Origin of the sequence: Anaplasma phagocytophilum, from assembly GCF_023476575.1 — a bacterium.
Lineage (GTDB): Bacteria > Pseudomonadota > Alphaproteobacteria > Rickettsiales > Anaplasmataceae > Anaplasma > Anaplasma phagocytophilum_A.
Map to the genome: position 1 here is coordinate 1 of NZ_JAHLEX010000020.1, position 14528 is coordinate 14528.

The following is a 14528-nucleotide window of genomic DNA, read 5'->3' on the forward strand; positions in this document are numbered from 1 at the left end:
CATCACTGTCAGAAACACGCCTAGGCCCCTCATAGAAATTGAACACGAATATAAGAGAATCTTTCTCCAGCAAGCAACCCCTGACGAATAGTATTGATCACAAGAATAGCAACACGAAAACGGTTAACGAAAACAAGTACGCCTGCGCCAGAATATTTCCCGTATGAGTGGGATTGAGCAAGTAGATGTGCACGGTGTATCTATACCTAAAGAGATTACGAAAAGGAGCCCAACTTTGTGAGTGCGTCCCTCCATTAGGTATGGAATTATGGTGCCTGGTACCAGACATGTGTATAGCACAGGCGGACAAGATGTGCTGTCTTGCAGTATTTCAAGGATTAAATAGGCTGCACTCGCAAAACAAAGTTTCTATAGTGCCCATGCTCTAGAGGTACTAGGGCGTATTACCGACTGCCAAGACTCAAAGCAGGTGCTCAGCATCTCACTTTGTGGAAAGTGCTCTTGCGACTGTGCGATAGTTACGTCTTGCTCAAGTCCGTAATGGGGCTAAGAGTTTTGGCGTATTACTTATTTCTAGTAAAAGCATCGCTGCGCACGGTCTCATAGTTTGCCCATATTCACTTTAGTTAGATACTTCGCTGTTTGTTTGCAGGAGAAAAGTTATTGAGTGTAGTGTTTTGACTTCGTCCTCTAAAATTTGATGTAGCAGTCGGTGTCGCTCCAACCGTGTCATTCCAGAGAAATAATCCGAAATGACGGTTACCCGCAGATGCGATACAGCATATCCGGCACTTCCAAGATGGCCAATATGGTTATCAGACTCATTTACTATTTCAACGCTAGCGTTGCCTAATTTACCCAGTATTCTGCACTCTATAGCTGCAGCAATTTGCAAGTAGGCACTTGCCCTGTCTTTACTGGTTAGGGTTTTGCCAGAAACAGCAGAACCCGTTAAACGTCTGTTAGAATTCATGGTAAGACACTAGAAAACACAGGCCGGAGTCTACGGCTGGTAACAAACATTGTCTACCACAAAAATTTACAGTCACTACAAAACAATGACAAAAAGCACAGCATTTGTTCTGACCATCATGTTTTCATAAGCTTGTTGGAGTTTGCTACGGAGACTCGAGTCTGTATAATGATACCTGTCAGGGTATTAATGGTGGATTTTACGGGGTGGATGGAATTTTTGTTCATCTGAGGACGCACAGTGATTACTCCCTACTAGAGGGAATGATTAAGGTAGAATCTTTAGTTGCTATGTGTGTTGAGCAAAAAATGCCTGCCGTCGCTCTCACTGATTCAGGTAATCTGTTTGGATCTCTTGAGTTTTCTGATTGTGCTGCTCGTGCTGGATTGCAGCCCATTATCGGCTGTAATATCATGGTTGAAGAATCTGGCAATAACCTAGGCAATATTCTACTACTTGCGAAGAGTGCAGAGGGCTTTGCGAACCTAACCAATTTGATTAGCAACGGTTTTAATAACAGTCAGCTTGAAAAAATAAACAGAATAAACATAGATGATTTACTGAGGCTCAGTGGAGGGCTAATAGCTCTGACAGGTGGGCATGATGACATTTTAGCTCGTGCTTTACTCAACAATGGAGACGATTTTCGGGCGCTGGATTCCATAATACGGGTTTTTAAGTACAATGTTTATGTTGAGCTACAACGTCATGGTCTGAATGGTCAGAGAGAAGTAGAAGAACTGCTCATCAGGTTTGCATATGAGAGGAATATACCACTTGTAGCCACGAATGACGTGTTCTTCGCTTGTAGGGGTGACTTTCAAGCTCATGATGTACTATCTTGTATCAGCACTGGAGCGTATGTGGTGCAAGAAGATAGGCATAGGTTCACTCCCGAGCACTATTTTAAAACGGCTGCAGAAATGTACGAGCTGTTTTCAGATGTTCCTGAAGCGGTGCTAAATACGTCTTTGGTAGCGCAGCGATGTTCGTTTATTCAAGAGGTACGCAAGCCGCAACTTCCGCATTTTCCTTGTTTTGAGGGTAGGACAGAAGCAGAAGAACTAACTGAATGCGCATTAGCGGGGCTTGAAGTTCGGTTGAAATCTAAAGGTATTGGAGATGATGAGGAACAGAGGAATTTGTATCTGAAGCGTCTTAAATACGAATTGGGCGTTGTGATTTCTATGGAATACTCTGGGTATTTCTTGATAGTGGCGGACTTCATTAGGTGGAGCAAGCAAAACAATATTATGGTAGGACCAGGAAGAGGTTCTGGGGCTGGTTCTCTAATAGCGTGGTCGCTCGGTATTACAGATCTGGATCCCATAGAGTTTGGTCTAATATTTGAAAGGTTTTTGAACCCAGATAGGGTGTCAATGCCTGACTTTGATATCGATTTCTGTCAGGAGAAGAGAGATAAGGTAATAGAGTATGTAAAGGAGAAATATGGGTACGTTGCCCATATAATCACTTTCGGTAAATTGCAAGCTAGGGCCGTATTACGCGATGTAGGGCGTGTAATGCAAATACCTTATGCGCAGATTGATAGAATATGCAAAATGATACCGCATGATCCTATCAGTCCCGTGACGCTTTTAGAAGCGATAGAGATGGATCAGAATCTCAAGGCGGAACAAGAGAATGATGAAACAGTCGCTAAGCTCATAGAGGTATCTTTGAAGCTAGAAGGTTTATACAGGCATGCATCTGTTCATGCTGCGGGAATCGTTATATGCGACCAGCCGCTGGAAAACTTTGTTCCTCTTTACTACGATAAATCGTCTTCATTGCCCATTACGCAGTATAACATGAAGTACGTTGAAAAGGCTGGGTTGGTAAAATTCGACTTTCTGGGGTTACGCACACTGACAATGATAGACCAGATCTGTTCCCTCATCAGAGCTAGAGGGGAGGAGATAGAGCTATCTAAGATTCCACTTAATGACAAGAAGACATACGAGATGCTGTCAGCTGGTGACTCCATAGGTGTATTTCAGCTAGAAAGTGCGGGAATGAGAGAGGCAATCAGTAAGCTGAGGCCGGATAGCATTCAGGATATAATAGCACTTATATCGCTGTATAGGCCTGGACCCATGAATAATATTGCGATTTATATATCAAGAAAACACGGTCTAGAAGAGCCGGACTATATACATCCTATGCTGGAATGTGTGCTGAAAGAAACCTTTGGGGTGATAATATATCAAGAGCAGGTTATGGAGATAGCTAGAATTTTAGCTGGCTATAGTCTAGGAGAAGCAGATTTGCTCCGGAGAGCAATGGGGAAAAAAATCAAGGAGGAAATGGATAGGCAAAGGCAGGATTTTGTCGATGGTGCAGTATCTAATGGAATAGAAGAGAGCAAGGCTAGCTACATATTTGACCTGGTGGCTAAATTTGCGGGGTATGGTTTTAATAAATCGCATGCTGCTGCATATGCGTTAATAAGCTTTCAGACAGCGTACTTGCGCGCAAATTACACAAAGGAGTTTTTTACGGCCTCCATGAACTTAGATATCGATGATAAAGACAAACTGGGTTTGCTTTGCCAGCAAGCAAAAATGTGTGGCATAGATGTAATGCCGCCTGACATTAACTTATCTAGTGCAGAATTTACTGTATCAGGGAATTCGATTAGGTATGGATTGGGAGCCTTAAAAAATGTAGGTCAATTAACGGCGCATGAGATACTACCTGTTAAAGGTAGTAGGTATAGTGATATCTGGGATCTCGTAGGTAACGTCAGAATACGATCTCCATTAAAGAGGACCCTAGAAAGCTTAATTAAATCTGGATCGCTAGATAGCATACATCCCAATCGTAGGCAGCTTTTTGCGTCGTTGGGCATAATACTGAACATTATTGAAAATAAAAAGGTGAGCATTGATGCGCACCAGTTCAGTCTTTTTAGTGAAAAAGAAGAAGGGCAACTGGAAGAAGTAGATGACTGGACGGAAGATGAGAAAATAGAGCATGAATTTGCGACCATAGGCTTTTACCTAAGGTACCATCCTCTGAGTAAGTACGAGCAGGTGTTAGGCAAATTCGGAGTAAGGTTTGTGAGTAGCACGCAAGAAGAGAGAGAATCTGGGGTGACAAAACGAGCTGGGGTAATATCGAGTGTTAAAATGCGTTCTGCAAATAAGGAGAGATTTGCAATCGTAAGGGTATCGGATCCACACGGGGTTAATGACGTAGCATTTTATAACAGTAAGACTATCGAAGAAAACAGAGATTTGTTTAACAGTGGTGTCCCCGTCATGATAGACATGGATTACAATGCTGCTAAGGGTAGGTTAGTGGGTAGAAATATATGTAATTTTCATGAGAGCATCTCCTTGATGATGCGTAGGGTAAGAAGCATTGCGATACATGTAGGGCAAAACACTCTGATAGCACATATGTTACAAGCAGTGTTAAAACGGGATGCAATGGGAGCGGAAGTGTATATAGAGCTTTTGTCCAAAGGGCATCTTGTTCTAATAAAACTGCCGGGGGCTTTTTTAGTGACACCGGAAATATTGGCACAGATTTTCAATATAAGCTGGGTTGATGACATTACCATAAATCACCGTGGATATCTGTAGTACGAAACCCTAGAGTGTTCAGCATTTGTGAATCCTGAGCAAGATCCGAGTTACGGTTGTAATGGTTAAGGGGTATACTTAGGTAATGGTAGTTATCTTTGCTACATCACTGAAGTGTCTATACGTATGTATGCTACGGCACGAGAAGGTATACGTGAGTCGATAGATACGATGTTAAGGGACTGTAGGGTGTGATGAAAAATGGGGTGTACAGAGGTGAAATATTGCACGTATAAGCTGAGTCCCTCTACTCATAGTATGCTCGATAATGGCTTTATGTTAAGAGGTATAGCAAATGTTGCTAGGTGTGAAATTGCATCTTGTACAGCATTAATCATTGCAGCTCAAGCCGTGGGTACATCAAAAATTTACGGTGTGAGTAAGAGTAGCATGATTGCACGTGTTATTGATATTCTAAGATCTTTGGGTGTTCGGGTTTTCGTAGAGAAAGACTTTGTTTTGGTCGAAGGAGTAGGCATTGGTGGTTTTTCGAAGCCTAAAGGAGGCATAGACGTTGGAAACTATTCGATCATAGCTTGTACTATGCTGGGAATTTTATCAACTCATGCGTTTTCTTCATTTTTTTTTGATAGTAATGCTAATGATGCCAGTATTGAGACGTCAGGCTTAGATTTTGCTGAGATATACGAAGCGATTAGGATATTAAAGGCTTCAGGATGCAGTTTCATACATAATGAAACCTTTCCAGTGATGGTTAAGGGTAGCGATTGTGCATTACCTATAGAAGAGAAAGAAGTAATTTCCTCCAATGTCGTTAAAACGGCTTTGATGCTGAGTAGCATGAATATAGCAGGCAAAAATTGTATATACTCAGACAGTTCTTTACCACCTATTGGAGAAACACTATTAAAGCACTTTGGTGCGGATATATCAGTGGTTACGAGGCAAAATATTGATGAAATAACAATAGTGGGGCAAAAAGAACTTTATGCAAAAACTGTGGTAATACCTGCTTCGTCAGTAGAAGTGCTACATCTTGTGGCAATGGCATTGGTTTTACGGAGTTTAGCCATAACTATTACGGGAGTTTTGCTAGATAAAACCACTAAGAGTTTTCTGGATATTCTTATCAGAATGGGTGGGAGAATCCGTTTATCAGCACAATCTAACTATCTATACAAAATAGATGTGGAATTTAGCAATATGCTGGGTATCGAAATTCAAAGCCAGGAGGTGCAGCTTATTTTTTCAGTTCTTCCACTAATATGTATTGTGAGTGTATTTGCTGAAGGAATCACAAAATTTTTTGGCTTGTCGAAACTACGCGATTCTCAGAAAAAAATACTCTCTATATTCCTCGTTACACTTAATAAGCTTGGGATCTTTTCTGAAGTTACTGCAGATCATTTAGAAATTCATGGTAAGAGAAATGGCATCTCTGAGGGTTGCATTATAGAAGTTTGTGAAGAGCATAAACTAGCTGTTCCTTTTTTAATATTGGGTATTGCCTCTAGGGAAGAAGTATTTATCAAGGGAATGATCGATGAAGAAGCAAGAAATTTCTTGGAGATTCTCAGTGAGTTAGGGGTAAAAGACAATTTTTTTATTGATGTAGTGTGATGGAATTTTAAAAAAAATGTATGAAAAACTATTGACATAACAGGCGCTATAGCTGATACTCCTGCCCAGAGCTTGATGGCTCTGGTGCTTGATTAGTTTGGTGATGAGAATTTAGAGTAGAAATAAAGGCGGCGGTGCATATAGCTAATATATTTTATTTTTTAATGCACTTAAGCTTAAATTTTGTTTTGGTTTTTGCATGAGTCCAGATCATAATTTGCTTTTGTGATTGTAAATCAAACTTGAGAGTTTGATCCTGGCTCAGAACGAACGCTGGCGGCAAGCTTAACACATGCAAGTCGAACGGATTGTTCTTTGTAGCTTGCTACAAAGAACAGTTAGTGGCAGACGGGTGAGTAATGCATAGGAATCTACCTAGTAGTATGGGATAGCCACTAGAAATGGTGGGTAATACTGTATAATCCCTGCGGGGGAAAGATTTATCGCTATTAGATGAGCCTATGTTAGATTAGCTAGTTGGTAGGGTAAAGGCCTACCAAGGCGATGATCTATAGCTGGTCTGAGAGGATGATCAGCCACACTGGAACTGAGATACGGTCCAGACTCCTACGGGAGGCAGCAGTGGGGAATATTGGACAATGGGCGCAAGCCTGATCCAGCTATGCCGCGTGAGTGAGGAAGGCCTTAGGGTTGTAAAACTCTTTCAGTAGGGAAGATAATGACGGTACCTACAGAAGAAGTCCCGGCAAACTCCGTGCCAGCAGCCGCGGTAATACGGAGGGGGCAAGCGTTGTTCGGAATTATTGGGCGTAAAGGGCATGTAGGCGGTTCGGTAAGTTAAAGGTGAAATGCCAGGGCTTAACCCTGGAGCTGCTTTTAATACTGCCAGACTAGAGTCCGGGAGAGGATAGCGGAATTCCTAGTGTAGAGGTGAAATTCGTAGATATTAGGAGGAACACCAGTGGCGAAGGCGGCTATCTGGTCCGGTACTGACGCTGAGGTGCGAAAGCGTGGGGAGCAAACAGGATTAGATACCCTGGTAGTCCACGCTGTAAACGATGAGTGCTGAATGTGGGGATTTTTTATCTCTGTGTTGTAGCTAACGCGTTAAGCACTCCGCCTGGGGACTACGGTCGCAAGACTAAAACTCAAAGGAATTGACGGGGACCCGCACAAGCGGTGGAGCATGTGGTTTAATTCGATGCAACGCGAAAAACCTTACCACTCCTTGACATGGAGATTAGATCCTTCTTAACGGAAGGGCGCAGTTCGGCTGGATCTCGCACAGGTGCTGCATGGCTGTCGTCAGCTCGTGTCGTGAGATGTTGGGTTAAGTCCCGCAACGAGCGTAACCCTCATCCTTAGTTGCCAGCGGGTTAAGCCGGGCACTTTAAGGAAACTGCCAGTGGTAAACTGGAGGAAGGTGGGGATGATGTCAAGTCAGCACGGCCCTTATGGGGTGGGCTACACACGTGCTACAATGGTGACTACAATAGGTTGCAATGTCGCAAGGCTGAGCTAATCCGTAAAAGTCATCTCAGTTCGGATTGTCCTCTGCAACTCGAGGGCATGAAGTCGGAATCGCTAGTAATCGTGGATCAGCATGCCACGGTGAATACGTTCTCGGGTCTTGTACACACTGCCCGTCACGCCATGGGAATTGGCTTAACTCGAAGCTGGTGCGCCAACCGAAAGGAGGCAGCCATTTAAGGTTGGGTCAGTGACTAGGGTGAAGTCGTAACAAGGTAGCTGTAGGTGAACCTGCGGCTGGATTACCTCCTTTAGGCTTTTTACTGAGCATTCTATCTTGTGGTAGTTTGTCGGTAAATGTGCCGCCGTCTTTATTTCTATTTTGAATTAATCGGAGGCTACTATAGTGTCGAGGTCTAGGCCTCTGTCTCCGCATCTTAGTGTCTATAGGCTGCCGTTAACTGCGTGGCTGTCGATTACACACAGAATCACTGGTGTCCTGCTATTGATGGGGCTGACTTTTTTTACATGGTTATTGATTTCTTTGCATTGGACGTCGGGTCGACTGTGGGGTTTGTTAGACTCCTGGGTAGGTGTGTTCTTGGTGAAGGTGGTAATAGGTAGTTGTATTGCTGCGTTGTGTTATCACTATTATAATGGGATCAGGCATTTATTGTGGGATTGCGGAATTGGCTTTGGTAAATCTGAGGCTACTTTCAGTGGTTGGTTGATGTTGAGTTTTGCGGTGACCTCGTTGATCGGGCTGGCTTTTATAGGTTTCTTCAGTTGATGTATGTCAGGAAAGAGTGTTTTACACTGGTGGATGCAGCGATTAACGGCAGTAGTGATGCTACCGGTTCCGGTATTCCTTGTGAAGGCTTTGTTGGTTTCTGATTTGGCGGCGGGGCTTCTAGATTTAACGTATGGGTATAAGGGGGTATTGACTGCTTTGTTTTTGATGCCGGCTTTTTATCACGGTGTCTTGGGTGTGCAGGTTGTCTTGGAGGATTATGTGCGTTCGGATATGCTGCGTGCATTCCTAATTACTTTTATAAAATTATTTGCCGTACTGACGGTTTGTGGATTTTCTTTGCTAGTATTGCTGCGTACGCTAAGTATGTAGGTCAGGTTGCCTTTATTACGGGGTAGAACGCCATCGGTATGTTGTGTCATAAAAGGTCGTTGGATCTTTCCTTAGCCATAGTGGCTCTTGGGGTGTTGTGAGCTTGTGTTAAGCTATGGCTGTAAGTATTATTTTCTTTCCAGCAAGGAATTAATATTTTTCCTGTAGCATATCGAAATTATAAATGATGAGAATCAAGGAATTAATATTTTTCCTGTAGCGTATCGAAATTATAAATGGTGAGAATCAATGTACGGGAATGAGAGTAAGGGTGGTAGATTATCTGGTTTTTTTTCTGGAATGGGAGGTCGTATAAGGAGAGCGAATTATAGTAGGTTAGTAGATGGGGCAAAGAGTGCGTTTAGCGTTGTAGCTAATCCATTAAGGAAGTTTGCTCAATTGGATCCTGAAGGCTTTGGGCGCGAGAGATTATTGAGGGTACCGGTGATTGTTTCGCAGGTTGTTGACAAGCAACAGCCATGTGAATTTTTGCCTCCTAGCTCTATCAAGACGGAAGGCATGTGGGTTAATAAGGGATTGCTTGTTGTAGATGGACATACATTTCCGATAATGCCTTTATCTGACACGGGCGTGGAGCGTGTCACTACCCATGATAACAAGCAGCTCTATGCGATCAATACGAATCAAACTGAAGAAGCTTTCAAAATTTTGGGTTTAGATCCTCGTCGTTATAAGAACAAGAGATTGGTAATCACATGCAATGGGTATAGAGTTGCTCCTACCGGCGATGATCAGGACCTCAGATTGATGCGCGTGGTATATAATGCTGAAGTAAATCCAGAGACAAAGTGTATTAAGAATGAGGTCACTGGTGCTACCATGTGGTTACCTACCTTGCTTATTGCGGTTCCTTTTAACCTATGTGCTGGGCTGTTAGAAGTTGCTGCTATGATTGTTCACGGCTCGTTGAACGCTCTTGTGAAGGGGCTAAATAAGGGAGCGTCGTATTTTGAAGATAGAGCTAAGCATTTATCTATTGCAAGGGATAGGGGAACTGTGGCAGGTGCTTCAAGAGTGACTGCGTTACTTTGTGTGTTTTTAGGAAGTGTGTTACGGGGATTTGAGAGGTTTGCATCAGCGTTATCGTGTTTCTTGGGTTGTGTAAGAACGATGGTAAGAACATCGTTGAGGGCTGTGCCACTGTTTGTAAATGCAGCTTTAAACCCAAGTAGTGGGCAATTTGCGATTTTAAAGCACTATATACGGAGTGCTTTTTCCGAGTGTTCGGATAAGGCTTCGAAGTTTTTTGCAGACACTGCGGCATCTGCGCGGGTTTATGAAAGCTTGATCAAGGGACGAACTCCAGATGTATCGGGATCTCATGCAGAACACAGTGTTGATATAGGGGTAGGCAGGGAGGATCTCCGTGCTAGCGACAAGAGTCAGGAAGTGCAGGGTAGTGCCCAGAGCTTGAGTGAGAGGAGAGATGCGGTCTCTGCTTCTGTAGGAGAAGATGATTTGCGACAGATACGAGCTGTAGGGAAAGATCTGACGGACTTAGGTGTGATTGTGGCATATGGAACTGCTGATAGTTTGCAATCTAATTTCATGAATGGCGGTAGGCTGGAAAAAGAAGCTGGAGTGCGTAAATAACAATGATTTAGAGAAAATTGCCAATCTAACTCAGCTGTAAGCTAACCTTACGTCAAAGAAGCCTGTTTTCTTGAGATACAACATATCCTCCTTGCTTGCTTGTAGGCGCGACTCATTTTGTTTTATATAGCTTTCATAAGTTACTATGAGCGATATTTGTTGAATCAATCGCATTTTCGTAAAAGACTTCATTGAGCTCCGTATATCCAACTTCTAGAGAGCATAGCGCCTTTTATAGTGCTTCAGGCAATGATCTTCTGATGGCCATAACTTCACCTACGGATTTCATAGATGTCGATAGTGCTTGGTCAAGAACTCTGAACTTTGCAAAATCAAAAAGGACATGGTGCGTAGTGGCCTGTTTTTGGAGATGTGCAAAAGGAAGCTTTCGGTGGGTTTGTGTGGATAGCATAAGCAAGTAAAAGCAGCGTGAGCCATTAGGGTATATGACTTTTACATGTCATGTTTTTAGATTGTTATAGTCGAAATTTAGTTGTCTGGGTCAATAATATTGTGACAGTGCTTCTCTACACTGCATGCATCGGAATACCCGGTGTTCGATGATAAATTAAAGCTCAGTGACTGCAGATTATTCAAGTCGTTTAAGGAAGTCACATGCTTTATTCTTTGAGCTCAAAGTTATATTTCCCGTTGCGCGGACATAAAGCTTTGTAAGCTGATAAATTATTCTTATGGTTGCTCAAAAATTCTACAAAGAAAGCTGATAATACGGCATTTGTATTATCCAGATCTCAAGTACTATTCTGTTAGTGTAAAGAGCAGAATTTTATTCTTATTGCCGTTTTTCCTGCTTAGTATCTTTCATGACGGATATACGCTCAGTATGGACTTTGCCATCAACTGTCAGCTCGTGCAATGTTTCTTAATTCGAGCACTATAGATTTAGCATGATGCCACATGTTGCATGAGACACGACGTAGCTGAGCTGATTGTGCATGAGGAATGTTTTTTATTAAAGTTCGGAATAAATGATTCTGCTGCTGAGTATTACGTGTGGGTATTCATGAATATTATACACATGGTTACCGATTATTGATCACCTCAGGACTCACTCTCTCTGCTAAGGCTACAAAATAATTCTAGGTAACTCTAATTCTCTTGTGTAGCATTTTAAACAACTTCTTCATCAATATAAGAAAAGACAGCCGCACGCTGCTCAAAACTCATACTGAGCTAAATCTTGCCAATTTGAGAAGGGCTATATTGCATATATTTTAAGCAATGCTTTAATATTTTTGGCTTCTTGAACTATTAACAAAAATTTAGTTCGCGAATTTTATGAGTAAAACCTTATCTTAAACTACTCTGGCAGCTGGTATTTCTTTTAAAATTATTGAATTCTTGACTCAAGGTGCATACCATCTTCACCATGCGTATTGCGCGCTACGTGGAAGGGGTTTAGCTGAAAAAGTGGGTGGAGTGAAATACGTAAATCTTCTTTTAGTTACACTTGCTGTTGTAGGTATCGGGGTGTTCTTGCGTCCGCTACTATGCGTTTGTCTATATGCTATGTTCATAGCATATCTTTTGAACCCCATCGTAACAAAACTGGTATTGATAGGGTTACCGCGCACAGTGTCGTCGTTCTTGATAATATGCGCTTCTACAGGCGTATTAGGAACTCTCATTGTTATGTTGATGCCTATACTATACTCTCAGGCATTGGGTGTAATAAAGCTTTTAATCGATAGAGTGCCATTTTTAAATCTTGAAGACATTAAAAATATACTTAGTGCAAGTGGGTTACCTTCTTACCAAGAAATAAAGAGCGCAACGGAAAATCCATTGAACTTGTTAACAGGTGACTTATTGCGTGGTGATGGTGCAGAATTTCTGAAGCTTTTTAAAGATGCGCCAAGTTATTTCGGGAAGGCTATTTCGGGTATTGCGCATTCTAGCTTGGGTATCGGTTCTTCTATTTTAGCTATACTAACTTCACTATTGTTGTCGTTTTACATTTTGGCTAATTGGCCGAGCATTACAAAAATTGCTGTAGAATTAATCCCGCGGTCTTATGTGCGAGATTTCTCTCTGTGTTTTCAGAAAATTGATGAAGTAATATCCTCTTATCTCAGGGGGCAGACTTTGGTTTGCCTCGTGCTAGCATGCTACTATAGCTTCTGTTTCGTTGTGATAAGGCTTGAGTACTCACTTGTCATGGGTTTTGTTTCTGGATTGCTGACATTTTTACCTTACATAGGGCCATCGTTGTGTTGCATTTTAAGTGTTTGCATTGCAATCTCACAGGGATTTGGGATAACTAAAGTTGTATTTGTGGTTTTGATGTTTCTAGTTGGTCAAATGATCGAATCATATGTGGTAACTCCTGGGATAGTGGGAAAGAGGTTAGCATTAAATCAAGCATGGTTAGTGATGGGTGTTGTGGTTTTTAGTTCACATGCGGGTTTTTGGGGTGCTCTTTTGTCGGTGCCGTTTACTGCGATACTCAGTGTTTTGATACAGTTTGCCATTAAAAAGTACAAAACAAGCAATTTCTATTTGAGCGAGTAATACTATGTACACACAACTGAAGTTGTTTGATGTTGAAGAGATGCACTCTTACCAATGTTCGGATTATGTTGTCTTAGATAGTAATAGGCACACATATAATCTATTGATGAACAGCGATTTATGGAGCAGTTTTGTGCTTTACGGTGTAAAAGGTTCTGGGAAGACGCACCTGGCACATCTATGGGGAAAGCTTAAGCAGGCGAGCTTTTTGACTTTTGGAAAGGTCAGCGATGCAATTCAACTGATAAAGGAAAGTAATGCTGTTATAGCTGAGGATATAGATAGTATTCCAGATGAGGAGTGGCTATTGCACTGCTATAACTACTCTAAGGAAAATCGAAAGCCTTTACTCATGACTGCGTCTGTTCCTCCTAATTTATTGAACCACAGTCTTAAAGACTTGAGATCTAGGATAATCTCAACAATGTCAGCTAAGCTTGTAGAACCTAATGAGGAACTTTTACGGATAATGTTGGTGAAACTTTTTACCGAGAGGCAACTGCATATAGATATAAAAACCATAAATTACATACTCAACAATGTAGAAAGGTCTTTCAAGAAGTTGAGTGATATCGTGCGTCTCATAGATATTGAATTGACAAGCTCAGCAGGCGGAGTTACAGTCCCGTTTGTGCGTTCGATAATACGTAGAGTAGAGCTTGTATAAAGGTAATGTGCTTAGCATAGCTGGGTCTGATTCTGGGGGAGGAGCCGGGATTCAGGCTGATATAAAAACTATTACAATGTTAGGGTGCTACGCGGCTACATGCATTACAGCTATAACAGCACAGAATACTCAAGAAGTTAGGGGAGTGTGGGAGCTAGCTCCTGAAGTAGTAAAAGGGCAATTGGAAGCAGTACTGGATGATTTGAAGGTAGATGCTATAAAAATAGGTATGCTTCCAGTAGGTTTGATAGGAGTAGTAGCGGAAAGTCTGTTCTGCGAAATACCTATGATACTGGATCCCGTTATGGTATCAACGTCAGGTTTTGAATTAACAGACCTCGCAAGGTATGCCGAAAGTATAAGGCCGCTTGCACAGAAGGCCGCTCTGCTTACACCCAATATTAAGGAGACTGAAGCGCTCTCAGGCATGGAAAATATTCGCACGCGGGAAGAAATGGTTGTTGCAGGTAATAAGATCATTCAATCTCTAAGCATTAGAGCGGTACTAGTCAAAGGCGGTATTTGGAAAGAAGAAAGGTTTGTAGAAAGCGTGTTGATATATGATGGCAAAACTGTTTTCTTTAGAAATGAGAGAGCTCCTGGAGAACTTCATGGCACAGGGTGCACTTTAACATCAGCCATAGCGTGTTTCATAGCTCAAGGACTTTCGCTGGAGGAGAGTACAAGGCTTGCATTCGATTATGTCTCATGCACCATAAAAAACGCACCCAAGATCGGTCAAGGTTTAAAGCCTCTTTTTCACAACTATTGCATAGTTGACGGCTGTTAAGTGTTGCATAGCCTAGGTGTGGGTTTGGTTTTCTTTCCGGCCAGGAGAGGTGTTTAGTTCCACACGTCCTGATGTTACCTTTACGTTTAGCCCATCTATAACACATGAATGTTGAGTTGCTCTGTATTTTCACGACGGAGAACTAATACTCTCGCACGTAACATGGAGAAGCTTACGATTTCTTTTCGGAAAAGTACGTTTTTCAAAGGATACACAATACTCATAACGTAAATCATAAAAAGTCACTCTTAGGTTTACATGAAGTA

The 14528-nt window shown here is 42.1% G+C and carries 9 protein-coding genes and 1 rRNA gene; 9 read left to right on the forward strand and 1 reads right to left on the reverse strand.

Translation table 11 applies throughout. From position 1 onward, the window contains the following. Nucleotides 1-583: 583 nt before the first annotated feature. Nucleotides 584-934 carry a BolA family protein gene (locus tag KPX09_RS01820; RefSeq protein ID WP_249548693.1) on the reverse strand — a complete coding sequence of 117 codons (351 nt, stop codon included), beginning with the start codon at nt 932-934 and terminating at the stop codon, nt 584-586. A 206-nt stretch (nt 935-1140) separates the two neighbouring features. Here KPX09_RS01820 and dnaE point away from each other — a divergent pair, with 206 nt between their 5' ends. The 9 genes from dnaE (at nt 1141) to thiD (ending at nt 14262) form a co-directional block, all read left to right on the forward strand. Beyond that, nucleotides 1141-4524, forward strand: a complete 3384-nt coding sequence (gene dnaE, locus KPX09_RS01825) for a DNA polymerase III subunit alpha (RefSeq protein ID WP_346017229.1) — start codon at nt 1141-1143, stop codon at nt 4522-4524. A 216-nt stretch (nt 4525-4740) separates the two neighbouring features. Further along, on the forward strand, nt 4741-6105 hold the full coding sequence (locus KPX09_RS01830; protein WP_249548694.1) for a hypothetical protein: 1365 nt from the start codon (nt 4741-4743) through the stop codon (nt 6103-6105). 238 nt (nt 6106-6343) lie between these two features. Further along, nucleotides 6344-7849 (forward strand): 16S ribosomal RNA (locus KPX09_RS01835). Nucleotides 7850-7942: 93 nt separating this feature from the next. Then, complete coding sequence (sdhC, locus tag KPX09_RS01840; protein ID WP_249548695.1) at nt 7943-8326, forward strand: succinate dehydrogenase, cytochrome b556 subunit; 384 nt, start codon at nt 7943-7945, stop codon at nt 8324-8326. Nucleotides 8327-8329: 3 nt separating this feature from the next. After that, complete coding sequence (gene sdhD / locus KPX09_RS01845) at nt 8330-8659, forward strand: succinate dehydrogenase, hydrophobic membrane anchor protein (protein WP_275973584.1); 330 nt, start codon at nt 8330-8332, stop codon at nt 8657-8659. Nucleotides 8660-8908: 249 nt separating this feature from the next. Beyond that, on the forward strand, nt 8909-10273 hold the full coding sequence (locus tag KPX09_RS01850; RefSeq protein WP_249548697.1) for a hypothetical protein: 1365 nt from the start codon (nt 8909-8911) through the stop codon (nt 10271-10273). Nucleotides 10274-11704: 1431 nt separating this feature from the next. Beyond that, a complete protein-coding gene (locus tag KPX09_RS01855; protein WP_249548698.1) occupies nt 11705-12805 on the forward strand; it encodes an AI-2E family transporter in 1101 nt (366 codons plus the stop codon). A 4-nt stretch (nt 12806-12809) separates the two neighbouring features. After that, nucleotides 12810-13472 carry a DnaA ATPase domain-containing protein gene (locus tag KPX09_RS01860; RefSeq protein WP_249548699.1) on the forward strand — a complete coding sequence of 221 codons (663 nt, stop codon included), beginning with the start codon at nt 12810-12812 and terminating at the stop codon, nt 13470-13472. After that, nucleotides 13465-14262 (forward strand): bifunctional hydroxymethylpyrimidine kinase/phosphomethylpyrimidine kinase, encoded by a 798-nt coding sequence (gene thiD / locus KPX09_RS01865; RefSeq protein ID WP_249548700.1) that lies wholly within the window; start codon nt 13465-13467, stop codon nt 14260-14262. The genes KPX09_RS01860 and thiD overlap by 8 nt, the downstream gene beginning before the upstream one ends. The last annotated feature ends 266 nt before the right edge of the window (nt 14263-14528 follow it).

Bases quoted from the DNA above. Each gene is read 5' to 3' on its own strand.
- KPX09_RS01820 (WP_249548693.1), bottom strand. From the start codon at position 934: ATGAATTCTAACAGACGTTTAACGGGTTCTGCTGTTTCTGGCAAAACC.
- sdhD (WP_275973584.1), top strand. From the start codon at position 8,330: ATGTCAGGAAAGAGTGTTTTACACTGGTGGATGCAGCGATTAACGGCA.
- KPX09_RS01850 (WP_249548697.1), top strand. From the start codon at position 8,909: ATGTACGGGAATGAGAGTAAGGGTGGTAGATTATCTGGTTTTTTTTCT.
- KPX09_RS01860 (WP_249548699.1), top strand. From the start codon at position 12,810: ATGTACACACAACTGAAGTTGTTTGATGTTGAAGAGATGCACTCTTAC.